The sequence below is a fragment of the Mesorhizobium ciceri WSM4083 genome (assembly GCF_000519305.1).
GTDB classification, from domain to species: domain Bacteria; phylum Pseudomonadota; class Alphaproteobacteria; order Rhizobiales; family Rhizobiaceae; genus Mesorhizobium; species Mesorhizobium ciceri_B.
The window spans coordinates 29,154-51,297 of record NZ_KI912610.1 but is presented as its reverse complement, the minus strand read 5'-3'; the positions used below and the strand labels follow the sequence as shown (position 1 = coordinate 51,297).

21 protein-coding genes are annotated in these 22,144 nt (G+C 63.1%); 13 read left to right on the top strand and 8 right to left on the bottom strand.

Translation table 11 applies throughout. The features are described 5' to 3' along the window. Positions 1 to 17: 17 nt before the first annotated feature. Together MESCI2_RS0125985 and MESCI2_RS0125980 are read left to right on the top strand one after the other, a co-directional pair. Positions 18 to 1,046 carry a zinc-binding dehydrogenase gene (locus MESCI2_RS0125985; RefSeq protein WP_027039032.1) on the top strand — a complete coding sequence of 343 codons (1,029 nt, stop codon included), beginning with the start codon at positions 18 to 20 and terminating at the stop codon, positions 1,044 to 1,046. Positions 1,047 to 1,059: 13 nt separating this feature from the next. Further along, positions 1,060 to 2,043: a lipid A biosynthesis lauroyl acyltransferase gene (locus MESCI2_RS0125980; protein ID WP_032901378.1), complete on the top strand. Its 984-nt coding sequence runs from the start codon at positions 1,060 to 1,062 to the stop codon at positions 2,041 to 2,043. 61 nt (positions 2,044 to 2,104) lie between these two features. Here MESCI2_RS0125980 and MESCI2_RS0125975 read toward each other — a convergent pair whose 3' ends face one another. After that, entirely contained in the window at positions 2,105 to 2,533 is a 429-nt protein-coding gene (locus MESCI2_RS0125975; RefSeq protein WP_023812266.1) for a L,D-transpeptidase, read from the bottom strand. Positions 2,534 to 2,755: 222 nt separating this feature from the next. Here MESCI2_RS0125975 and MESCI2_RS0125970 point away from each other — a divergent pair, with 222 nt between their 5' ends. The 5 genes from MESCI2_RS0125970 (at position 2,756) to MESCI2_RS0125950 (ending at position 9,123) form a co-directional block, all read left to right on the top strand. Continuing rightward, positions 2,756 to 4,036: an acetylornithine deacetylase/succinyl-diaminopimelate desuccinylase family protein gene (locus tag MESCI2_RS0125970; RefSeq protein WP_027039030.1), complete on the top strand. Its 1,281-nt coding sequence runs from the start codon at positions 2,756 to 2,758 to the stop codon at positions 4,034 to 4,036. A gap of 162 nt (positions 4,037 to 4,198) precedes the next feature. Further along, entirely contained in the window at positions 4,199 to 5,677 is a 1,479-nt protein-coding gene (locus MESCI2_RS0125965; protein WP_027039029.1) for an ABC transporter substrate-binding protein, read from the top strand. A 13-nt stretch (positions 5,678 to 5,690) separates the two neighbouring features. After that, the gene (locus tag MESCI2_RS0125960) at positions 5,691 to 6,638 is read left to right on the top strand and encodes an ABC transporter permease (protein WP_027039028.1); all 948 of its coding nucleotides are present in this window, start codon (positions 5,691 to 5,693) and stop codon (positions 6,636 to 6,638) included. Next, positions 6,635 to 7,504, top strand: a complete 870-nt coding sequence (locus MESCI2_RS0125955) for an ABC transporter permease (RefSeq protein WP_027039027.1) — start codon at positions 6,635 to 6,637, stop codon at positions 7,502 to 7,504. Before MESCI2_RS0125960 ends, MESCI2_RS0125955 begins: the two co-directional genes overlap by 4 nt. Further along, positions 7,501 to 9,123, top strand: coding sequence for an ABC transporter ATP-binding protein (locus MESCI2_RS0125950; RefSeq protein ID WP_027039026.1), 1,623 nt, complete (start codon positions 7,501 to 7,503; stop codon positions 9,121 to 9,123). Before MESCI2_RS0125955 ends, MESCI2_RS0125950 begins: the two co-directional genes overlap by 4 nt. A 21-nt stretch (positions 9,124 to 9,144) precedes the next feature. Here MESCI2_RS0125950 and MESCI2_RS0125945 read toward each other — a convergent pair whose 3' ends face one another. Continuing rightward, positions 9,145 to 9,576, bottom strand: a complete 432-nt coding sequence (locus tag MESCI2_RS0125945) for a TerB family tellurite resistance protein (RefSeq protein WP_027039025.1) — start codon at positions 9,574 to 9,576, stop codon at positions 9,145 to 9,147. A gap of 148 nt (positions 9,577 to 9,724) precedes the next feature. On the opposite strand from MESCI2_RS0125945, the gene MESCI2_RS0125940 reads away from it, so the two are divergent. The 4 genes from MESCI2_RS0125940 to MESCI2_RS0125925 all read left to right on the top strand — a co-directional run bounded on the left by MESCI2_RS0125940 (position 9,725) and on the right by MESCI2_RS0125925 (position 12,158). After that, the gene (locus MESCI2_RS0125940) at positions 9,725 to 10,510 is read left to right on the top strand and encodes a TSUP family transporter (protein WP_027039024.1); all 786 of its coding nucleotides are present in this window, start codon (positions 9,725 to 9,727) and stop codon (positions 10,508 to 10,510) included. Between the two features lie 52 nt (positions 10,511 to 10,562). Further along, positions 10,563 to 10,733, top strand: coding sequence for a hypothetical protein (locus MESCI2_RS1000000137535; RefSeq protein WP_023812274.1), 171 nt, complete (start codon positions 10,563 to 10,565; stop codon positions 10,731 to 10,733). A 102-nt stretch (positions 10,734 to 10,835) separates the two neighbouring features. After that, complete coding sequence (locus MESCI2_RS0125930; protein ID WP_027039023.1) at positions 10,836 to 11,666, top strand: helix-turn-helix domain-containing protein; 831 nt, start codon at positions 10,836 to 10,838, stop codon at positions 11,664 to 11,666. Positions 11,667 to 11,738: 72 nt separating this feature from the next. Beyond that, positions 11,739 to 12,158: a VOC family protein gene (locus tag MESCI2_RS0125925; RefSeq protein ID WP_027039022.1), complete on the top strand. Its 420-nt coding sequence runs from the start codon at positions 11,739 to 11,741 to the stop codon at positions 12,156 to 12,158. Positions 12,159 to 12,176: 18 nt separating this feature from the next. Here the strand turns inward: MESCI2_RS0125925 and MESCI2_RS0125920 are convergent, their stop codons facing one another. Next, positions 12,177 to 13,652: a cobyric acid synthase gene (locus MESCI2_RS0125920; protein WP_027039021.1), complete on the bottom strand. Its 1,476-nt coding sequence runs from the start codon at positions 13,650 to 13,652 to the stop codon at positions 12,177 to 12,179. Next, positions 13,652 to 14,266 (bottom strand): dimethylsulfonioproprionate lyase family protein, encoded by a 615-nt coding sequence (locus MESCI2_RS0125915; protein ID WP_027039020.1) that lies wholly within the window; start codon positions 14,264 to 14,266, stop codon positions 13,652 to 13,654. The genes MESCI2_RS0125920 and MESCI2_RS0125915 overlap by 1 nt, the downstream gene beginning before the upstream one ends. A 144-nt stretch (positions 14,267 to 14,410) precedes the next feature. On the opposite strand from MESCI2_RS0125915, the gene MESCI2_RS0125910 reads away from it, so the two are divergent. After that, entirely contained in the window at positions 14,411 to 15,577 is a 1,167-nt protein-coding gene (locus MESCI2_RS0125910; protein WP_027039019.1) for an isobutyryl-CoA dehydrogenase, read from the top strand. 23 nt (positions 15,578 to 15,600) lie between these two features. Next, complete coding sequence (gene mmsB, locus MESCI2_RS0125905) at positions 15,601 to 16,485, top strand: 3-hydroxyisobutyrate dehydrogenase (protein ID WP_027039018.1); 885 nt, start codon at positions 15,601 to 15,603, stop codon at positions 16,483 to 16,485. A gap of 330 nt (positions 16,486 to 16,815) precedes the next feature. Here the strand turns inward: mmsB and MESCI2_RS0125900 are convergent, their stop codons facing one another. The 4 genes from MESCI2_RS0125900 to MESCI2_RS0125885 form a co-directional block, all read right to left on the bottom strand. Next, entirely contained in the window at positions 16,816 to 19,251 is a 2,436-nt protein-coding gene (locus MESCI2_RS0125900; RefSeq protein ID WP_027039017.1) for a GcvT family protein, read from the bottom strand. A gap of 193 nt (positions 19,252 to 19,444) precedes the next feature. After that, a complete protein-coding gene (locus tag MESCI2_RS0125895) occupies positions 19,445 to 20,089 on the bottom strand; it encodes a cytochrome c oxidase assembly factor Coa1 family protein (RefSeq protein WP_027039016.1) in 645 nt (214 codons plus the stop codon). An 80-nt stretch (positions 20,090 to 20,169) separates the two neighbouring features. After that, entirely contained in the window at positions 20,170 to 20,535 is a 366-nt protein-coding gene (locus tag MESCI2_RS0125890; protein ID WP_027039015.1) for a hypothetical protein, read from the bottom strand. Positions 20,536 to 20,677: 142 nt separating this feature from the next. Continuing rightward, positions 20,678 to 22,057, bottom strand: a complete 1,380-nt coding sequence (locus tag MESCI2_RS0125885) for an aspartate aminotransferase family protein (protein WP_027039014.1) — start codon at positions 22,055 to 22,057, stop codon at positions 20,678 to 20,680. Positions 22,058 to 22,144 lie beyond the last annotated feature (87 nt).

Below are 22,144 nucleotides of genomic sequence, written 5' to 3'. Positions count from 1 at the left end.
CGAAACCGACAGGCCCAATGCGCGCATTGCAACTTATCGAGGACCGCCGTCTTGAAACGGTGGACCTGCCGCCTCCCCCACCGCCGGCACTTGGCGAAGTCACGCTGCGCATCAAGGCGGTGGCGCTGAACCATATCGACGTCTGGGGCTGGCGCGGCATGGCCTTCGCCAAGCGCAAGCTGCCTCTGGTCGTCGGCGCCGAAGCCTCCGGCGAGGTCGAGGCGGTAGGCCCCGGCGTTTCCAGCCTGCTACCCGGACAATTGGTGTCGATCTATGGCGCACGCACCTGCGGCCTCTGCCGAGCCTGCCGCGAAGGCCGCGACAATCTCTGTGAACATGTTTCGGGCGTTCACGGCTTCCACCTCGACGGCTTCGCGCAGGAAAAGATCAACCTGCCGGCCCGCCTTCTGGTCCCCGCCCCGCCCGGCGTGACCGACATCGGCGCGGCGGTGGCGCCCGTCACCTTCGGCACCGTCGAGCACATGCTGTTCGACAACGCCAGGCTGCAGCCCGGCGAGACCATCCTCATCCATGCCGGCGGATCCGGCATCGGCTCGGCGGCCATCCAGCTGGCCAAGCGGATGGGCTGCACCATCATCACCACGGTCGGCTCCAACGACAAGATCGACAAGGCCAAGGCGCTCGGCGCCGACCACGTCATCAACTACCGCGACGACCGTTTCGAGGGCGTCGTGCGCAAGCTGACCAAGAAGAAGGGCGTCGATGTCGTCTTCGAACATGTCGGCGCCGACACCTTCGCCGCCTCGATGTTGTGCCTGAAGCGCGGCGGCCGCCTGGTGACCTGCGGTTCGACTTCCGGCGTGTCGACGCAGATCAACCTCATGCAGCTGTTCCAGCAGCAATTGAAACTGCTTGGCTCGTTTGGCTGCCGCATGGAAAACATGGCCAACGCCATGCAGAAAATGGCAGCGGGACAGGTCGCACCTGTCATCGATACCGAAGTCGACTTCGACGGTATAGATGCCGCGCTGAAGCGCATGGAAGGCCGCGACGTTTTCGGCAAGATCATCCTGCGCGTCGGCTAGAGCCTTGACCTCTGTGTTCAAGAAGTTCCGTCGGGATCTAAAATTTCGCTATGGCAGGCAACTGCGCCAGCTCAATTACTGGCTGGTGGCGCGCGCCGCAATGATGATCATCTCGGTCCTGCGCCTGCTGCCGGCCGACAGTGCTTTGAATTTCGCCGACCGCGCCGCACGCATGGTCGGCCCCCGGGTAGGACGCCATCAGGTCGCCGTCGACAATCTGCGCAAGGCCTATCCGGAAAAGAGCGAGGCCGAAATCCAGGAGATCGCCTCCGACATGTGGGGCAACATGGCCCGTCTTGCCGCGGAATACATCTTTCTCGACGCCCTCTTCGACTACGACCCTACAGCCAGCAAGCCCGGCCGCATCGAGGTCAAGGGAGCTGACCACTTCGTCGAAATCGCCAGCGAAGAGAAGCCGCACATCGTCTTTACCGGCCATCTCGGCAATTTCGAACTTCTGCCTGTGGCGGCGGCGACCTTCGGGATGAACATCACGGCGCTGTTTCGGCCGCCCAACAATCCCTATCTTGCCGACTACATCCTCTCGACGCGCCGCTCGACCATGGGCTCGTTGCTGCCATCCATGGCCGGTGCCTCATTCGCCCTGGCAGGGGTCCTGGAGAACGGCGGCAACATCGGCATCCTTGTCGACCAGAAATTCTCCAACGGACTGGAGACGACATTCTTCGGCCGTCCGTGCCAGAGCAATCGGGTGCTGGCCACCCTTGCCCGCCACTATGACTGCGACGTCTATCCGGCGCGCTGCGTCAGGCTGCCAGGCAACCGCTTCCGGCTCGAAATCGAGGACAAGCTGACATTGCCGCGCACCGCTGACGGCAGCGTCGATGTCCACGCCACCACCCAGCGTCTCAACGACGTCGTCGAACGCTGGGTGCGAGAAGATCCCGGCCAGTGGATGTGGTTCCACAAAAGGTGGGAGATCAGCGGCGGGCGTCGAAAGCGTCCCCCGCAGGCAAAAGCGGTCCCAAACGCTTAAGCAGAGCTGCCGGCGTGGGTGTCAGCCCTGCGCCAGCAGATAACAGCGAACCTGAATCGCCTCAGTTGGTGACGACAATGCGCGTGTTGCCAAAACCGGCTTGCCGAACCATCGCATAGAAGGCGGCGGCATTGGTCGGGTGCAAGCGCACACAGCCATGCGATGCCGGGCGCCCGAGCTGCCTCACCGCGCCGGTGCCGTGAATGGCATAGCCGCCGCGGAAGAACACCGAATGAGGCATCGGCGACATATCGTATTTGCGCGAATACCACATCCGCGCCGTCCGTTGCGGCCGATAGCTGCCGCGCGGTGTGATGTAACCTTTGCGCGCGGTGGAGACGCTCCACCGGTAAACGGACGCGCCATATCTGACGGTCATCGTCTGCGACGACACGTCAATATTTGCAACGAGGCTGGCTGCCCAGCCCTGCCCCGAAGCACCGAACAGCATCGCAACAAACACGGCTGCCATGAGAACTGTCTTTTTCATGCGATCAAACCCCTTTGATTGCCCCTAACCTGTCTGCCCTCAAATTGTTTTTCATCTTTTTAATGGCAGATGAACGGGCTAACACACACTCCTTGACCAATTCGCCAATCCAAAGCAGAGAATTTGAACGATTTCCCGCGATAGTTGCCGCAACGACACGCCGCACGGGCTCGATCACCAACGGGCTTGCAAAATCAAGACGATCGCTGCTCAACTCGGCGCATGAACGAGCGACTCCTCCAGGCAATCGATGATCGTCGCGACGATGTCGTCGCGCTGACTACCGAGCTGATCCGGTTTCCGACCATCAATCCACCCGGCGAGGCCTATCGGCCATGCGCCGAATATCTCGGCGCGCGGCTGAAGAAGAGTGGTTTCGAGACCGAATTCATCCGCGCCGAAGGCACGCCTGGCGACACCGACCGCTACCCGCGCGTCAATGTCGTTGCCCGTTTCGACGGAAGATCGTCAGGCGCCTGCGTCCACTTCAACTCGCATATCGACGTGGTCGAAGCTGGCGACGGCTGGACCGTCGATCCTTTTGCCGGCATCGTCAAAGACGGCAAGGTCTACGGCCGCGGCGCCTGCGACATGAAGGGCGGCCTGGCTGCCTCGATCGTCGCAGCCGAAGCCTTCCTGGAAGTCTTCCCCGATTTTCCCGGCGCCATCGAAATATCCGGCACCGTCGACGAGGAGTCCGGCGGCTTCGGCGGCGTCGCCCATCTGGCGACCCTGGGCTATTTCTCGAAGCCCAGGGTCGACCACGTCATCATTCCCGAGCCGCTCAACAAGGACCGCATCTGTCTCGGTCATCGCGGTGTCTGGTGGGCGGAGATCGAGACCAAGGGCGAGATCGCGCACGGCTCGATGCCGTTTCTCGGCGACAATGCCGTGCGCCACATGGGCGCCGTGCTGAGGGCTTTCGAGGACGAGCTGTTCCCTGCGCTTGACCGCAAGATGACGCGCATGCCGGTCGTGCCCGAAGGGGCAAAACGCTCGACCATGAACATCAATTCGATCCATGGCGGCCAGACCGAGGATTTCCGGCCCGGCCTGCCGTCGCCCAATGTGCCCGACTCCTGCCGGCTGACCATCGACCGTCGCTTCCTCCTCGAGGAGGATCTTGAGACCGTCAAAGGCGAAGTGACCGGTATCCTCGACCGGCTAAAGCGCGAGCGGAAAAAATTCGACTATGAAATCCGCGACCTGATGGAAGTCTTGCCGCTGATGACCGAGCGCGACGCCCCGGTGGTCAAGGCGGTTGCGCAAGGCATCATGGCGATCTTCGACCGCGAACCCGACTATGTCATTTCGCCCGGCACCTACGACCAGAAGCACATAGCGCGCATCGGCCATATCTATGATTGCATCGCCTATGGGCCGGGCATTCTCGACCTCGCCCACCGGCCGGACGAATGGGTCGGGATATCGGATATGGTGGAATCGGCCAAGGTGATGGCGATCGGGCTCAACGTGCTGCTGCGCGGCACAGCCACGGGATAAGGTGCGCATCGCGACAAGCTTCGACCTGTCGATGCGGTCGCCAGGACAAAAACATTCCCGGCCACGCCAACGGGCAGAACGAAACGCAATTTACTCCGTGGCGAAATCACGCTTCTATCGCCCGGGTTCGAGCACGTGTCTGAACGCATGGGGAGTTGCACGATGAAATTGTGGAAAACCATTTTGGCGGCCGCGGTGCTGTTGCTGGCCGCCGGCACCTCTGCGTTTGCCGCGCGAACCGACCTGGTCATCGGCATTCCGCTCGAACCCCCGCATCTCGATCCGACCGCCGGTGCTGCCGCTGCGATCGACGAGGTTCTCTACGCCAATGTGTTCGAGGGCCTGACACGCATCGGGCCCACTGGCGAGGTGCTGCCGGATCTGGCCGAAAGCTGGACCATTTCCGATGATGGAAAGGTCTACACTTTCAAGCTACACACCGGCGTGAAATTCCATGACGGCACCGACTTCGATGCCAGCGACGTGAAATTCTCGCTCGATCGAGCTCGCGCCGAAAATTCGGTCAACGCGCAAAAGGGGCTGTTCGCCGCCATCGACACGGTCGACGTGGTCGACCCGGCAACCGTCAAGGTCACGCTGAAGAACCCGCAAGGATCCTTCCTCTACAATATGGGCTGGGGTGACGCGGTGATCGTGGCGCCGGAATCGGCAGAGACCAACAAGGAGAAACCGATCGGCACCGGCCCGTTCAAGTTCCAGAGCTGGGCCAAGGGATCGTCGATCACGCTGGTCAAATCGGACAATTACTGGGGCACGCCGGTGTCCCTCGACAAGGCCGAATTCCGCATCGTACCCGATGCCGCGGCCTATGTACCGGCCCTGCTTTCCGGCGACATCCAGGCTTTCCCGTTCTTCGATGCCGACAGCCTCGCTCAGGTCAAGGACGACCCGCGCTTCAAGGTTGTGATCGGCGCGACCGAGGGTGAGACCATCCTGTCGATCAACAACAAGAAGCCGCCTTTCGACAAGCTGCAGGTGAGGCAGGCTATCTCCTACGCGCTCGACCGCAAGGCGATCATCGACGGCGCCTCGGCCGGCCTCGGCCAGCCGATCGGCTCGCACATGTCGCCGGCCAGCAAGGATTATGTCGACCTCACCGGCCGCTACCCGCATGATGTCGCCAAGGCCAAGGAATTGCTGAAAGAGGCAGGCCTCGAAAACGGCTTCAAGGCGACGCTGAAACTGCCGCCGCCCGCCTATGCACGGCTTGGCGGCGAGATCATCGCTTCGCAGCTTCGCGACGTCGGCATCGATCTGGAAATCATTCCAGTCGAATGGGCACAGTGGCTGGACCAGGTGTTCACCAAGAAGGACTACGACCTGACGATCGTCTCCCACACCGAGCCCAACGACATCGATATCTATTCACGCAAGGACTATTACTTCAACTACGACAACCCGGCCTTCGACAAGGTGATTGCCGATCTCGGCGTCACCTCCGACGAAGCCAAGCGCAAGGAATTGCTGGGGCAAGCGCAGAAGATCCTGGCCGACGATGCCGTGGTCGGCTTCCTCTACGAATTGCCGAAGGTCGGCGTCTGGGACGCCAAGCTGCAAGGGCTGTGGGAAAACGCCCCGATCCAGGCCAATGATTTGACCAAGGTGAAGTGGAGCGAGTGATCCCCCACTTTCCATGACCGCCTACCTCCTAAAACGCCTCGCCATCGCCATCGCCACGCTGGTGCTGGCTTCCATGGTGGTGTTCGCCGTCCTGGAGATCCTGCCCGGCGATCCGGCGCGGCTGATGCTGGGCATGAATGCCAGCGCCGACCAGGTCGAGCTGCTGCGCAACCAGATGGGCCTCAACGCGCCACTGGCCTTGCGCTATCTGCACTGGGCCGGCGGTCTGCTCAGCCTCGATTTCGGCCGCTCCTACACCTATTCGGTGCCGGTCATCGACCTGGTGCGCGAGCGGCTTGCCGTCTCGCTGCCCTTGGCGCTGATTGCTCTTGCCCTCTCCACCATCATCGCCATTCCCGTTGGCCTGTTTTCCGCCAGCCGGCGTGGACGCGCCGGTGACACGATTTCCATGGGCGCCGCACAGCTTGGCGTCGCCGTGCCCAATTTCTGGTTTGCGCTGATGCTGATCTATGTCTTCGCCGTCTGGCTGCGGCTGGTCCCTGCCGGCGGCTTTCCCGGCTGGAGTGCCGGCGTCTGGCCAGCCCTGAAATCGCTGCTGCTGCCGGCGGTCGCACTTGCCTTGCCGCAAGCCGCGATCCTGGCGCGCGTCACCCGCTCGGCGCTGATCGAGGTCCTCAACGAGGACTATATCCGCACCGCCCGCGCCAAGGGCCTGCCCTACCGAGCTGTGCTGTGGCGGCATGCCCTGCGCAACGCCATGATCCCGGTGTTGACCATTCTGGGCCTGCAATTCGCCTTCCTGCTTGCCGGCACCATCATCATCGAGAATGTGTTTTATCTGCCCGGCCTCGGCCGGCTGGTGTTCCAGGCCATCACGCAGCGCGATCTAATCGTCGTCGAAAGCGTCGTCATGCTGCTGGTCGCCGCCGTCATCGCCGTCAACCTTCTCGTCGATCTTTCCTATGCGGTGGTCGATCCGCGCCTGAGAAGCCGGCAATGACACTGCACATCGACATCTCAGAGGAGACGTTCGGCAGCACCCTGGCCAAGGCATTCAGGAACACCGCCTTCGTGGCCGGTTTCGTCATCACACTCATGATCCTGGCAATGGCTGTAGTCTCTTATGCCTGGACGCCCTACGACGTCACGAAACTGGTGATATCGGACAAGACGCAGGCACCCTCGCTGGCGCACTGGTTCGGCACCGACCATTTCGGCCGCGACATCCTGTCGATGGTCATGGTCGGCGCCCGCAATTCGATTGCCGTGGCGCTGGTCGCGGTTGGCATCGGCATGGGGGTCGGCGTGCCGCTCGGCGCCTTTGCCGCGGCCCGCGGCGGCCTCGTCGACGAAGCGCTGATGCGTCTGAATGACCTCGTCTTCGCCTTCCCGGCTTTGCTGTCGGCGATCATGATCACCGCCATCTTCGGGCCGGGCGCCGTCAACGCCATCATCGCCATCGGCATCTTCAACATCCCGGTCTTTGCCCGCGTCGCTCGCGCCGGCGCGCTGGCGATCTGGCCGCGCGAGTTCATTCTCGCCGCACGCGCCGCCGGCAAGAGCAGCGCGCAGATCACAATCGAGCATGTGCTGCCCAACATCGCCACGCTGCTCCTGGTGCAAGGCACCATCCAGTTCGCTCTGGGCATCCTGGCCGAGGCCGGGCTTTCCTATCTCGGCCTTGGCGCGCAACCGCCAATGCCGAGCTGGGGCCGCATGCTGTTCGACGCGCAGACCCGCATGGTGGTGGCGCCATGGATGGCGATCTTTCCGGGCATGGCGATCGTTGTCGCCGTGCTGGGGCTGAACCTCCTGGGCGACGGCATCGCCGACATCCTCGATCCGAAATCGCGGCGGCAGCGATGAGCCTGCTCGACATCGAGAACCTGTCGCTGACCATCGGCGACACGCCGATCCTCAGGGGTGTGGAGCTTTCCGTCGCGCCCGGCGAGGTGATGGGACTGGTCGGCGAATCCGGTTCGGGCAAGTCGATGACCGCGCTGACGGTGATGCAGCTTCTGCCCCATGCCGCGCGCGCCACCGGACGCGTCACATTCGACGGCATCGACATCCTCACGGCGAGCGAGGACCAGATGTGCGCGCTGCGCGGCGACGACATCGGCATGGTGTTCCAGGAGCCGATGACGGCGCTCAATCCGGTCAAGACCATCGGCGAACAGGTTGCCGAAGGCATACGCTGGCACACCAAGGCCAGCCGCGCCGAGGCCGAAGACCGGGCGCGAAAAATGCTCGACCGCGTCGGCCTCCCCTCGGCGAAATTCCCTATGTCGCGCTATCCGCATGAACTGTCCGGCGGCCAGCGCCAGCGCGTCGTCATCGCCATCGCCTGCGCGCTGAAGCCGAAGCTGCTGATCGCCGACGAGCCGACGACGGCGCTCGACGTGGTGCTGCAGGCGCAGATCCTCGACCTCTTGCGCGACCTCGTCGCGGAAAGCCGCATGGGCCTGCTCCTGATCTCGCATGACCTCGCCGTAGTGACCGAGATGGCCGACCGCATCACCATCCTGCGCCACGGCGAGGTGATGGAGGCCGGCGACACGGCGCGCACGCTGTCCGAGCAGCTCCATCCCTACACGCGCCAGCTGGCGCAGGCCTCGATGCATGTGCCGGCGCGCGCCAGGCCGCATGGCATCGAGACGGGCCGCCCTTTGCTTCAGGTCGAGGGCGTGACCCGCGACTACCCCGGCCGGCGCGCCTCGCCGTTCAAACGAGCGCCAACGATCCGCGCTGTCGACGACGTGTCCCTGTCGATGGCGCCGGGTCAGTCAGTGGCGTTGGTTGGCCGCTCCGGTTGCGGCAAGTCAACGCTTGCCCGCATGATCCTGGCGCTTGACCGGCCAAGCTCGGGCACAATCCGGTTTCGCGGCGAGGCCATCACCGGCAAGAGCCAAGCCGAGCTGAAGCCGGCGCGACGTGACATGCAGGTCGTTTTCCAGGATCCCTACGGATCCTTCGACCCGCGCCAGAAGGTCGAAAAACTGGTCGCAGAACCCCTGCATGTGCTGGAGAAGAAGCCGACGCGCACCGAGCGCCGCGAAATGGTGGCGCATGCGCTGCACGAAGTCGGCCTCGGCATCAGCGACATGGACAAATACCCGCATGAATTTTCCGGCGGCCAGCGCCAGCGCCTGTCGATCGCCCGCGCCATCATCACCCGCCCCAAGCTGGTCGTCGCCGACGAACCGGTCTCGGCGCTCGACGTCTCGATCCGCGCCCAAATCCTCGATTTGTTCGCCGAGCTCAACCAGAAGCTCGGCATCGCCTATCTCTTCATCACCCACGACCTGACCGTCGCCCGCGCCATCACGGACGAGGTGCTGGTCATGCATGACGGCAAGGTCGTCGAGCGCGGCAAGACGAGCGAGGTGCTCGACCACCCGCAGTCCGAGGCTGCCAAGGCGCTTGTCACCGCCGCTCCTGACTTGCACCGGGCAATCGCCAAGCGGCTGCGAGAGCAAGGCTGATCAGGAGAGAAGGCGGCCCAATCACTCCTGCGGCTTCACTACATCGACCGGGCTGATGTCGAGCAGGTCGAGCGTGCGGCGCAGCAGCCGCACCTCGCTCTCGGCCAGTTGCGAATCCGCCTTGGCGATGTCCGCCATGTGTTGAGCCAATTGCTTGCGCCGTTCGATGTCGAGATCGCGGAACAGTGCGATGGCCTGCGAACCGTTGGTCTCGTAGCCGAACTCGTTGAGATATTCGATGACGCTGTCGATGCTGCTTTCCTGGATGCCGAAGGCCTCCTTGCAGATGCGCCGGAAGGCAACCATCTCACTCTCGCTGACAGACCCGTCGGCCAGGATCATGCGAAACAACATCAGCAGTTCCGCCGACAGGACCGGATCGTCCGCCACCTTGCGCACACCTGGGTCGCCGTCGAAGATCTGACGTATCTGGTCCAGCAATGCGAATGCCATCAGGAGCCTCTTTCCGGGTTAACCACACAAATACAAATCCAAGCGCGATGCGCTTGGATAGAGGTAGCGCGGAATCGACCTTGCGCAAACAGGGCGGCCATGGTCGAACGCTCGATATTTGAGCCGGCCGGACACCTCCATACCTCAGATGATCGACCTTAGCATCCAGACCATTGCCATGCTCGCTTTCGCCGCCTTCGCTGCGGGCTTTGTCGATTCGATTGCCGGCGGCGGCGGGCTGATCACCGTGCCGGCGCTGCTGCTTGCCGGCTTCACGCCGGTCCAGGCGCTCGCCACCAACAAACTGCAAGGCATGTTCGGTTCGGGCTCGGCGACCATCCACTATGCATCGAAGGGTCATGTCGACCTGCGCCGGCAATTGCCGTCGGCGCTTCTGGCCCTTGTCGGAAGCGCCATCGGCGCCTTGCTGGCGACGATCGTGCCGGGTGACATTCTGCGGGCTGCCCTGCCCATCGTGCTGATCGCCATCGCGCTCTACTTCGCGTTCAAACCCAACATGAACGATGTCGACCGGGCTGAGCGCCTGTCGCCGTTCCTGTTCGGACTGACCCTGGTGCCGGCCATCGGCTTCTACGATGGCCTGTTTGGACCAGGCGCCGGCTCCTTCTACATGCTGGCCTTCGTGGCACTTGCCGGCTACGGCGTGCTCAAGGCGACGGCGCATACCAAGCTGCTCAACTTCGCCTCCAACATCGGCGGCTTCATCGTCTTCGCGGCCTTCGGCGTCGTCTACTGGAAGATCGGCCTGATGATGGGCGTTGCCCAGTTCCTCGGCGCCCGCGTCGGCGCCAGCCTGGCCATGCGCATCGGCGCAAAACTGATCAAGCCGCTGCTGGTGATCGTATGCCTGGCGCTTGCTGTGAAGCTGCTGGCCGACCCGGCGAACCCGCTGCGCGCCCTGATTGGTGTGTGATCACGCGCCCTGATAGAATGCCGCTGTTCGAATCATGTTGGAGGAGCCACACATGAATCTTAGCGCACCTACGCAGATCGTTTTTATCATTTCCGTTGTTATCGCCATCATCGGCGTTCTCGCCGCGCTTGGCGTTCTTGCGTTCATTCCACTCGCATCGGTGTGGATCGTGCTTATTGCTTTCATCGTGCTTGCCGGCGGCTGCTTGATGCGCGGCGCCTGATACGTTCTCTTGAAGTGGGGACGAGGAGCGCCCGGCCAAAAGCCGGGCGCTTTTGATTCCGGCCAAGGGTCTGCTAGATTTCTTTCTACGGAAGGATGGCCGATGCCAGTCGAGATGCAACCCCGGCAAGAGCAGGACCGATCTGTCGCCGGGCGGTTCGAGATGCGCCGGCGCCTGCCCGACCCTCAACTTGCGGGCATCGTATCGGACATTTGCGGCTATCGCGAAACAGCGCCCGGCCATCTGCGCAACGTCGAATACGCGTCGCTCACCGTACCGCTGGTCATCAGCTTCGCCGAACCCTTCGCCATCGGCCTCGGCAAGGCGCCCGGCGACAATGACCGCTTCGCCAGTTTCGCCGCCGGCCTCTTTGCCGGACCGGTGGTGATCGAATCCTTCGGCGGTGCCTGCTGCGTCCAGGTCAACTTCACGCCGCTTGGCGCACGCCGTTTCTTCCGCCTGCCGATGAGCGAACTGACAGACAGCATGGTCGTCCTCGGCGACGTGCTTGGCGCGCAAGGCTTGGCGCTGCGTGAACGGCTGGGTAATGCGCCGGATTGGACGACGCGTTTCGATATGGCCGAAGCCTTCGTCACCGCCCGTCTTGAGAATGCCGCCGAGACGCCGCTTGAAATCGCCTGGGCCTATGACCGCATCATCGCATCCGGCGGCCGGACCCGCATTGCATCGATCGCCGAAAGGCTGGGCTGGAGCCGCAAACATCTCGCCGGCAGTTTTTCCAACGCCATCGGCATCGGCCCCAAGACGCTGTCGCGCATCGTCCGCTTCAACCGGGCGCTCGGCCTGTCGAGACAGCCGACAGCCGATTGGGCCGATATCGCAGCCGATTGCGGCTATGCCGACCAGGCCCATCTGGTGCGCGAGTTTCGCGACCTCGCCGGCGAGACGCCAACCGCGCTTTCAATCAGGTAACATTTCTTCAAGACCTTGGGACGGCCTTCGACGACAAGTGGGGCATCGACCAATCCCACTGAAGGAGTTCCCATGCCCACAACCACCGAAGCGCCGCGGCTTTACCCCGCTTTGCGCTACAAGAACGCGGCAAGAATGATCGACTGGCTGGGCGAAGCCTTCGGCTTCAGCGTTCGTGCCCGCTATGGCGAAGGCGATGTCGTGCACCATGCCGAACTGGTCTTCGGCTCCTCGATGATCATGCTGGGCACGGTGCGCGACGACGACTACGGCAAGATGGTCGGCGAGTCCGGCTCAGGCGGCGGCAAGTCGATCTACATTGCCGTCGATGATGCCGATGCCGCCTATGCCAAGGCCAGGAAGGCCGCCGCCACGATCATCCAGGAATTGACCAACCGCGACTATGGCAGCCGCGAGTTCATCTGCCGCGACCCGGAAGGCAACGTCTGGTCGTTTGGCACCTACTGGCCGAAGGCTGGCGAGAAGGCCTGAGCCAACCAGTGCCCCGAATTACCGCGCCAGTGCAAAGATCGCGTCGCAGTCGAGATGGGTCTCCAGCTCGGCTGCGACCTCGTCCAGCGCCCGCTCGACCTCGGCGCGATAGTCGATCCCTCCACCCTTGATGCCGAGGCTTTCGAGGAATTTCCCGCGAAAGCCATCGGCGCCAAACAGTCCATGCATATAAGTACCCAGCACCTTGCCGTCGGCCGACACCGCCCCATCCTCGATGCCATTGATGATTGCCGACGGCCTCAGCGTATCCGGCCCTGTGGTGCGGCCGAGATGGATTTCATAGCCTTCGAGCGGCAGGTCGAACGGCACCGAACGGGCGCTGATATTGCGCACCGTCTTTTCCGGTTCCATCACCGTTTCGACGTCGAGCAGGCCTAGCCCTTCGGCTTCGGTGACGCTGCCCTCGATGCCGTCGGGATCGCGCACAGCACGGCCCAGCATCTGGAAACCACCGCAAATGCCGACGACATGGCCGCCGCGCTTGCGATGGGCCAGCAAGTCGCGATCCCAGCCGTTCTCGCGGAATTTCAGGAGATCGCCGATCGTCGACTTGGAACCTGGAATGACCACCAGCCCGGCATCGGCGGGCAGCGGCCTTCCCGGCGGCACGAACACCACCTCGACCTGCGGTTCGGCCTTGAGCGGGTCGAGATCGTCGAAATTGGCGATGCGGCCAAGCATCGGCACCGCCACCTTCAGCGCGCGCGCTTCGCCGGACGCCAGCCGTTCAAGCACCACCGAATCTTCCGAAGGCAGGCGTGCCGCCGCCTTCAGCCAGGGAACGACACCGAAACAGCGCCATCCCGTGAATGTCTCGATCGACCTTATGCCGTCGTCGAACAGCGAAACGTCGCCACGGAACTTGTTGATGAGATAGCCGACGATCATCCGCCGGTCCTCCTCCGGCAGGATCAGATGCGTGCCGGCGACCGAAGCGATGACGCCGCCGCGATCGATGTCGCCGACCAGCACCACCGGCACGTCGGCGCGCGTGGCAAAGCCCATATTGGCGATGTCGCGGCTGCGCAGGTTGATCTCGGCCGGCGAGCCGGCGCCCTCGACGATGACCAGATCGGCGCCCTCGCCGACCTTGCCCCAGGAGTCCAGCACGGCATCCATCAGCCGGCCCTTCATCGCCTGGTAGTCGCGCGCCCGCGCTTCCCCGAACATTTTGCCCTGCACGATGACCTGCGCGCCGACATCGGTCTGCGGCTTGAGCAGCACCGGGTTCATGTGGACCGATGGCGCGACACCGCAAGCGATCGCCTGCAGCCATTGCGCGCGGCCGATTTCGCCGCCGCCGGCATTGTTGTCACCTGGAATGTCGGCGACGGCGGCGTTGTTCGACATGTTCTGTGGCTTGAACGGCCGCACCTTCAACCCACGCTTCTTCGCCGCACGGCACAGGCCGGCGACCAGCACGGTCTTGCCGACGTCGGAACCCGTGCCTTGCAGCATGATCGCTTTGGCCATCAGCCCCTGCCCTGCGCCACGGTTCCGGTGATGTCGGATTTCTGCGCCAGCGGCCCGCCGCGCCAGATGTACAGCGCCAGCAATGGCTCCTTGCCGGTGCGCATGGCGTGATTGACGTTGGAAGCATGGTGGACGACCTCGCCGGCCGTGCGCATGCAAAAGCCGCTCTCGCCCATGCGCCATTCGGTGCCGCCGGTCAGCGGAATGTAGATTTCCTCCGCAACATGATGGTGGTCGGGATAGACGATATCGGGTCCAAGGATCAACAGGCCGGCGGCGGCCTCGTCATTGGCGAAGTGGCCACGGGTGCCGAACACCTCCAGCCAGCCGTAATTGTCGATGAACTCTTTTCCAAAGTCCGCCTCGCCATAGGTCTGCCCCCAGCGGAAATCATAGCGACGCTCGGCAAGCAGTTGCACCAGCGGCTTGGCATCCGGCCGTGCCAGTTCGGCGGCACGATCGAGATGGCGCAGGCAGGCAAGCGGGTGCGGCTCCAGCGTGCGGGCCGGCATCTCCCAGCCGATCCGGGCCACGGCATCGCGCACCAGAGCGTGATCGACGGACGCAAGGTATGCGTGGAACTGTCCCAGCAGTTCATCGAACTTTGTCGTCACATCTCACTCCGGACATGCATTGGTGCACAGCCGCTCCGCAGGGGATCGGGTTGCGCGGCGGCATCATTGGTCTAGATTGGTGCGCGCGCAAAGCCAAAAACAACAGGCCAGCGAGCTAGCTGGCCAGCACACAGGGAGCACGCCATGGACGCCGCGGTCGATGCGAGCACCAGCCAATTCGAACTCAACGAGGAGCAGCGCGCCATCCAGGAGATGGCGCAGGCCTTCGCCGCCGACCGAGTCGCGCCGAATGCGCTCGATTGGGACCGCAACAAGCGTTTCCCGGCCGACGTGATCCGCGAGACCGGGCCGCTCGGCCTCGGCGGCATCTATATCAGCGACGATGTCGGTGGCTCGGCACTTGGCCGGCTCGACGCCGTGCTGATCTTCGAGGCGATGGCGCACGCCGATCCGGCCTTTTCGTCCTTCATCTCGATCCACAACATGGTGGCCTCGATGATCGACCGTTTCGGCAATGACGAACAGCGCCAGCGCTTCCTGCCGAAGCTCACGTCGATGGAATGGCTGGCGAGCTACTGCCTGACCGAACCCGGCTCCGGCTCCGACGCCGCGGCGCTGAAAACGCGTGCGGTGAAGAGCGGCGACGACTATGTCCTCAACGGCACCAAGCAGTTCATCTCCGGCGCCGGCGACAGCGATGTCTATGCCGTCATGGTGCGCACCGGCGCGGACGGGCCGAAAGGCATTTCCACCATCGTCGTGCCGAAAGACGCACCAGGCCTCTCCTTTGGCGCAAACGAGCACAAGATGGGGTGGCACATGCAGTCGACCCGTCAGGTCATCTTCGAGGATTGCAAGGTGCCGGCGGAGAACCTTCTGTCCGGCGAAGGCGCGGGCTTCGGCATTGCCATGGCCGGGCTCGACGGCGGCCGGCTGAACATCGCAGCCTGTTCGCTGGGCGGCGCACAATCGGCGCTCGACAAGGCGCTGTCCTACACCGCCGAGCGCAAGGCCTTCGGCTCGAAGATCAACCAGTTCCAGGCGCTGCAATTCAGGCTGGCCGACATGGAGACCGAGCTGCAGGCGGCGCGTATTTTCCTTTATGCCGCCGCCTCGAAACTCGACCGCAAGGCGCCGGATGCCGGCAAATGGTCGGCGATGGCCAAGCGCTTCGTCACCGACACCGGCTTCAATGTCGCCAATGACGCACTGCAGCTACTCGGCGGTTACGGCTATTTGCACGATTACGGCATCGAGAAGCTGGTGCGGGACCTGCGGGTGCACCAGATCCTTGAAGGCACCAACGAGATCATGCGCGTCATCATCGCGCGGGCATTAATTGGCCGCTGACGGCAACTATTCAGGAGAAATCGATGAGCACCATTGCCTTCATCGGCCTCGGGAACATGGGCAACCCAATGGCTGCCAATCTGGTCAAGGCGGGGCATACGGTGAGCGGTTTCGACCTCATGCCGGAGAACCTCACCGTCGCCAAAGAACATGGCGTGACGATCATGGCGAATGCCTTGGCCGCGGTGAAGGATGCCGAAATGGTGATCACCATGCTACCTGCGGGCAAGCATGTGCTGTCGGTCTATGAGGACATAGCGCCCAAGGCGAAAAAGGGCGCGCTGTTCATCGATTCCTCGACTATCGATGTCGAATCGGCGCGCAAGGCGCACGCTATTGCCGCCAGACACGGCCTGCTGTCCATCGATGCGCCCGTCTCGGGCGGCACCGGCGGCGCCGCGGCCGGCACGCTGACCTTCATGGCCGGAGGCTCCGATGACGCCTTTGCAACTGCCGAGCCGATCCTGAAGCCGATGGCCGGTCGCATCGTCCATTGCGGCGGCGACGGCGCCGGCCAGGCGGCAAAGATCTGTAACAACATGATCCTCGGCATTTCGATGATCGGTGTCGCCGAAGCCTTCGTTCTGGCCGAAAAACTCGGCCTGTCGCATCAGGCGCTGTTCGACGTCGCCTCGACCTCCTCCGGCCAGTGCTGGTCCTTGACCACCTATTGCCCGGTGCCCGGCCCGGTGCCGACTTCGCCCGCAAACAGGGACTACAACCCAGGATTTGCAGCAGCCCTGATGCTGAAAGACCTGAAATTGTCCCAGGAAGCCGCGCAAGGTGCGGGTGCTGTAACGCCGCTTGGTGCCGAAGCAGCCCAGCTCTATGCCCTGTTCAACGCCCAGGGACATGGCGGCGTCGATTTCTCCGGCATAATTAATTTTCTCAGGGGTAACCCTGCGTAACCCACGGATTTGGCGGGTTTTTCCGGTTTCCTTCGGTGGAAAAAATGCAAATTTAGATTTGCTTAAGCTCTCGATAACTCCGCGGTAACGATGTCCCTATAAAACGGACTGCGAGGCGGACATATCTCATCCGCCCGGCGCTCCGGATCAGGTCTCGCGTACCGGAGCCCGTAAGTTTCGACAAGTGCCACAAGTTTCGCAAAGTGTTTGCGTAGCGAAGCGCCATGCGTATCTGGCAGAGCCGCGTTCCCGATGGAGCGCGGTTTTTGCGTTTTGCCCTGCAGCACGGTTGAGACATCGATAAACCCGGAAACTGTACTCCGGGATACCTCACATGCGCCCGCGGGTGCCTTCCGGATCATAGGGCGAGTCGGCGACCACCTTCGCCGCGCGGCGCTCGCCGAGGATGGACACCTCGAGCTCGGTGCCGGGCGACACAAGGTTCAGGGGCAACAGCGCAAGTGCGATGTCGTGACCAAAAGTGTAGGAGTAGCCCGCCGAGGTGATGTGGCCGACGAGCTCGCCTTCGCGGTAAACGCCCTCGAAGGCGAACGCGCTCGCACCATCCGTATCGATCGACAACGTGGCGATCCGACGTGTCACCTGCTTCTGTTTTGCGACCAGTGCCGCGCGGCCGATGAAGTTCCCTTTGTCGAGGCTGACGAATCGGTCGAGGCCGCTTTCCCAGGCCGACAGTTCGAGATTCATATCGCGATACATGGCGCGGTAGGATTTATCGAGACGAAGCGATTCCAGCGCTTGAAGCCCGACCAGCCTCAGCCCGTGTGCCTCTCCCGATGCCAGCAGCGCATCCAGCAAATGCCGCTGATAGCAGAGCGGATGATAGAGTTCCCATCCCAGTTCGCCGGAATAGTTGACGCGCAGCAGCCGAACGTCGCTGGCCATGCCGACAGTGCCGGACTGCACGCTGAACCATGGGAAGGCCTCGTTGGAGAGGTCGATCTCCGTCAGCGGCTGCAATATGTCGCGCGCCTTCGGCCCAACCACCGTGAAGCTGCCGCGATCCTCCGTGACGTTGCGCAGATGCAGGCTGCCGTCCTTCGGCAACAGCCGGCTGAGATCGTCAAGGTTCCAGCGCTCGGCGCGTGGCGTCGATATGAGGTAGAACAGGTCGCTCTGCAGCCGCGCCACCACATACTCGGCCTGCACGCCGCCGGCCGGCGTCAGGTGATGGGCAAGAGCGACACTACCGGGACGCGGCAGTCTGTTGGCCAGGATTCCGTCGAGCCAGCCCTCGGCGCCCAGCCCGCTGACTTCGAACTTGGTCATGGGAGACATCTCGACCAGGCCGGCGGCCTGGCGGACAGCCTGGACCTCCCCGGCGACGTGGTTCCCTTTGGCGGTCCAGCGCCAGCTGTAGACATTGCGCGCTTCGATGCCCGCCGGCGCAAACCAGCTCGGCATCTCCCAGCCGTTCAACACATCCCATACCGCGCCGAGCTGGCTTAGACGGTCGTAGGACGGAGCCGTCTTCTGCGGTCGCGCCGCCGGCATGTCCTGGCCTGGATAGTGCTGTACGGCGTGGGTGCCCCACGCTTCCCTGACCTTTGCCCGGGTCCAGTTCTTGTTGGCATAGTGGCCGAACCGACGGGGATCCAGTTCCGCCGTGTCAATGCTGTTGCCACCCTCGACGATCCGTTCGGAGAGGTAGTAGCCAATCGCACCGCCCCAAAGGATGCCTCCCGGCACGCCTTCGGCGAGCCAGACATTTTCCAGGCCCCACGCCGGCCCCATCAGCGGCAGTTCATCGGCGGTCATCTGGAAAGGTCCTCGCACATTCCGCTTGATGCCGGCGCGTCCGAGCGCGGGGACCAGTTCGGTCGCGCGCTCCCAGTTCCAGGAGACGGCGTCGAAATCCTCATCGAGCAGATCGGCGCCGAACCATTCCGGGACGCCGTTTTCAGCGAACAGCTTGAGCTGCTCGGTGCGCTCATAGGGACCGAACATCAGCCCGTCGCCTTCTTCGCGCAGATAGCCCTCGTAACCCTCGTCCCTGAGGATCGGCATTTCCGGAAGACCAAGCCGCTTGCGTTCCACAATCTCGGGAACCGCCTCGGTGATCCAGTACTGATGCAGGATCGGGATCGCGGGAATGTCCAGGCCTAGCATAGCGCCTGTCTGGCGTGCGTAATTGCCGGTTGCGAGGATGACATGTTCGCAGACGATGTCACCGCGTGAGGTCTTGACCCTCCACTCGCCGCTCGGCATCCGCTCGAAACCCACGACCTCGGTATCGAGATGGATCTTCGCGCCGAGGTCGCGCGCACCCTTGGCCATGGCCTGGGTGACATCGGCCGGTGCAATGTGGCCGTCATCGGGATGGTAGAGCGCACCCAGCATGCTGTTGTTGTCGAGCAGCGGCCAGATCTCTCGCGCTTCCGCGGGAGATACGATCCGGGCCCGCACACCCTGGACCTCGGCAACGTCCATGTAGCTTCTGTACTCGTCCAGCCTGTCGCGCGTGTTGGCAATGCGCAGCTGGCCGCATTTGTGCCAGCCGACGTTCTGGCCAGTCTCCGCCTCCAGTCCCTCATAGATTTCGATCGACCTGGCGATCATGCGGCCGACATTGCGGCTGCGCGCGTAAGAGGGGATGAGCCCCGCGGCATGCCATGTCGACCCGGCCGTAAGCTGCGTTCGCTCCAGCAATGCCACATCGGTCCAGCCGCGCTTTGCCAGGCCGTAGAGAATGCCGGCACCCACACAGCCGCCACCGACCACGACCGCACGAAAGGAACTCACCATATGCGCGTGCCCTTGTCTGAAATTGCCACCGGTCCACATGAACGCATGCGCATACTGTCAGACAGCATCCGGCTTTTCAGCATATTTCCTTGTCTGGAACGCAGCAGTGGTCACCCGACTGTTGGGCCACAAAGCCGGCCGAACTGTCAGCTGTCGCGCCCGTGTTTAGGCTGCGGTTTTGCGTTTTGCCCTGCTATATTCCGATTGCAGCGTTCGGGATCGGGACATGATCTTCGTTGATCAGCACGATCGGCGCATCGGCTCCCTCGACCCTGACGACCAGCAGGCGCAGGCTCCATGTGCCGGCTGTCCGGACAGCGGTCGAATAAGCCGTGCCCTTGCCCTTGGCGCCGTGGACCGGAATGCCGAACTGGGCGTCACCGGCCCCATTCGCATTCACGTTGAGATGGCCGCCGACCCAGAAACTGTCGGTCACATCATCACCCAACGCCGCCTTGACACGGTCGTCGGCGCGAAGTCTGTCCATCGTCATGTGATAGGCATCGCTGCCTTTCAGGACGTAGGGAATGCTGCCGACCATCGTCGCGCAGCCGCCAATCCCGACCACCCAGACGGCAAGGCCGGCGATTGCCCAGTTGCGCTGCGTCTTGCGGAACTGTTCGGCGTCGCGCCAGGCGCGGTTCTGCCAGGCCCAGCGGCTGCCGCGTGCGCCCAGCATGATGATCATGATGATGTTGACGACAGGAATCAGCGCCAGCAACGCAATGAAGGTGCTGTTGCCGATGCCCCAGATCCAGTTGAGGAAGAAGGCGCCCCAGTTCCAGCGGTCGAGTTCGGCTGGAATTTCAGCCGGCTGATTGAGCGGTTGTCCGGCCATCGTGTCCCCATCGGTAACGTACCGACTGATTCTAGCGCATGCGCTCGTCCGTGCGCAAAATCAAAGTTCTGCAACCTCGGTCAGGTCTTGTTGGACAGCCGCCGAAAATTCGCTTTCACGGCACGGCTTGCCGGCTTCAGCGCGGTGCTGATCGAGCGCTCCGCCGCAACCCCGTTGAACAGCGATGGCGTGCGGCCGGAAAAGACTTCCGGCCAGAACCGCGATGCCGATTGCAGGAAAGACATTTGTGCCGCAAACGCGCCTTCGGCCATAGCGGCGGTCTTCTCGTTGACCGCACGCGCCGTCTCCGTGCTCCATGGCTGGCTGCTCCCGCCATCCATGGCCATCAATGGCAGCCGCATCATCGCCACCAGCGGCGCCAGCATCAGGTCGCCACCGATTCTGGCCGCTTCTTGCGTCCGTCGGCTCTTGCCGGTCTTTCTCATGGAAACAAACCCCTTGTCGCGGCCGAATCGGCCGCTGCCCCACACACTACGCGCTTGTGATGGAATTCGTTCCCTCCCCGCTTCAGCACGGCCTCAAGGCTGGGCGCTCCCGCCGAAGAGCGCCCAGCCGAGGGGTCGAGTTCTACCGCTTGCTAAGATCGGCTTGCGCCAGATCCAACGCTTTCGAGATGCGGTCGCAGGCCATATCGATCGTATCACGGGTCCAGATCAGCGGCGGCGACAGGATCATCGTGTCGCCGGTGGCGCGCAGCATCATGCCATTCGCGATGGCGTAATCCCGCACGGTTACCGCCGCACTTCCAGCCGGAAGGAACCGCTCCTTGGTCGCCTTGTCCTTGACGATCTCGATCGCGCCCATCAGTCCGATCGAACGCACCTCGCCGACCAGATCATGTCCGGCAATGCGCTCCTGCAACGCCTTGGCGAAGTAAGGGCCGGTGTCGTTCCGGACGCGGTCGACCAGCCCTTCGCGCTCGATGATCTCGAGGTTCTTCAGCGCCACGGCGCAGGCCACCGGGTGCCCGGAATAGGTGTAGCCATGGTTGAACTCGCCGCCCTTCTCGACCAGCGTCGAGGCGATGCGGTCGCCGACCAGCAACGCCGACAGCGGTTGGTAGCCCGATGTCAGCGCCTTGGCGGTGGTGATCGTGTCGGGCTCGATGCCGAGCGTCTGGGCGGCGAACCATTCGCCGGTGCGGCCATAACCGGTGATGACTTCGTCCAGCATCAGCAGGACATCGTATTTACGGCAGATGCGCTGCACTTCCGGCCAATAGCTCGCCGGCGGTATCTTCACGCCGCCCGCCCCCATGACCGGCTCGCCGATAAACGCGGCAACCTTGTCGGCGCCGGCTTCGAGGATCGCCTCCTCGACAGCCCCGGCCGCGCGCAGACCGAAATCATGATCGCTCTCGCCAGGCAGCGCCAGTTCATAGGCGTAGGGCATCATCACATGGACGATGTTGGGCACCGCTCCGTTGAGCTGCTTGTGCATGCCATCCATGCCGCCGAGCGAGGTGCCGGCAACGGTCGAGCCGTGATAGGCCATCTTGCGCGAGATGATGCGGTTCTTCTCCTGCTGGCCTTCCAGCACCCAATAGTGGCGCACGAGACGCAGTGCCGTGTCGTTGGCCTCCGAGCCCGACGAGCCATAGAACACCTGGTTGACGTGCTTCGGCGCGATCTCCGCCAGCTTCTTGGACAGCAGCACTGGCGTCGGCGTCGAGCATTTGAAGAAGGAGTTGTAGTAAGGCAGTTCCTTCATCTGGGCATAGGCGGCCTCGGCAAGCTCGTCACGGCCATAGCCGATGTTGACGCACCACAGCCCGGCCATGCCGTCGAGGATTTCCGTCCCTTCGGAATCGTAGATGAAAGGGCCGTTGGCATGGGTGATGATGCGCGACCCGGCCCCGCGCATTTCCTTGTGGTCGGTGAACGGATGCAGATGATGCGCGGCGTCGATCTGCTGAAGCTGCTTCAGCGAATAATTCTGATAGGTCATGTCTGATCTTCCCTCTGGATTCTATCCGGCAAGCCGGGGCGAATGCTTCAGAGGCACAGAGGTGGCGAATAGCCGATGCGGGCACAC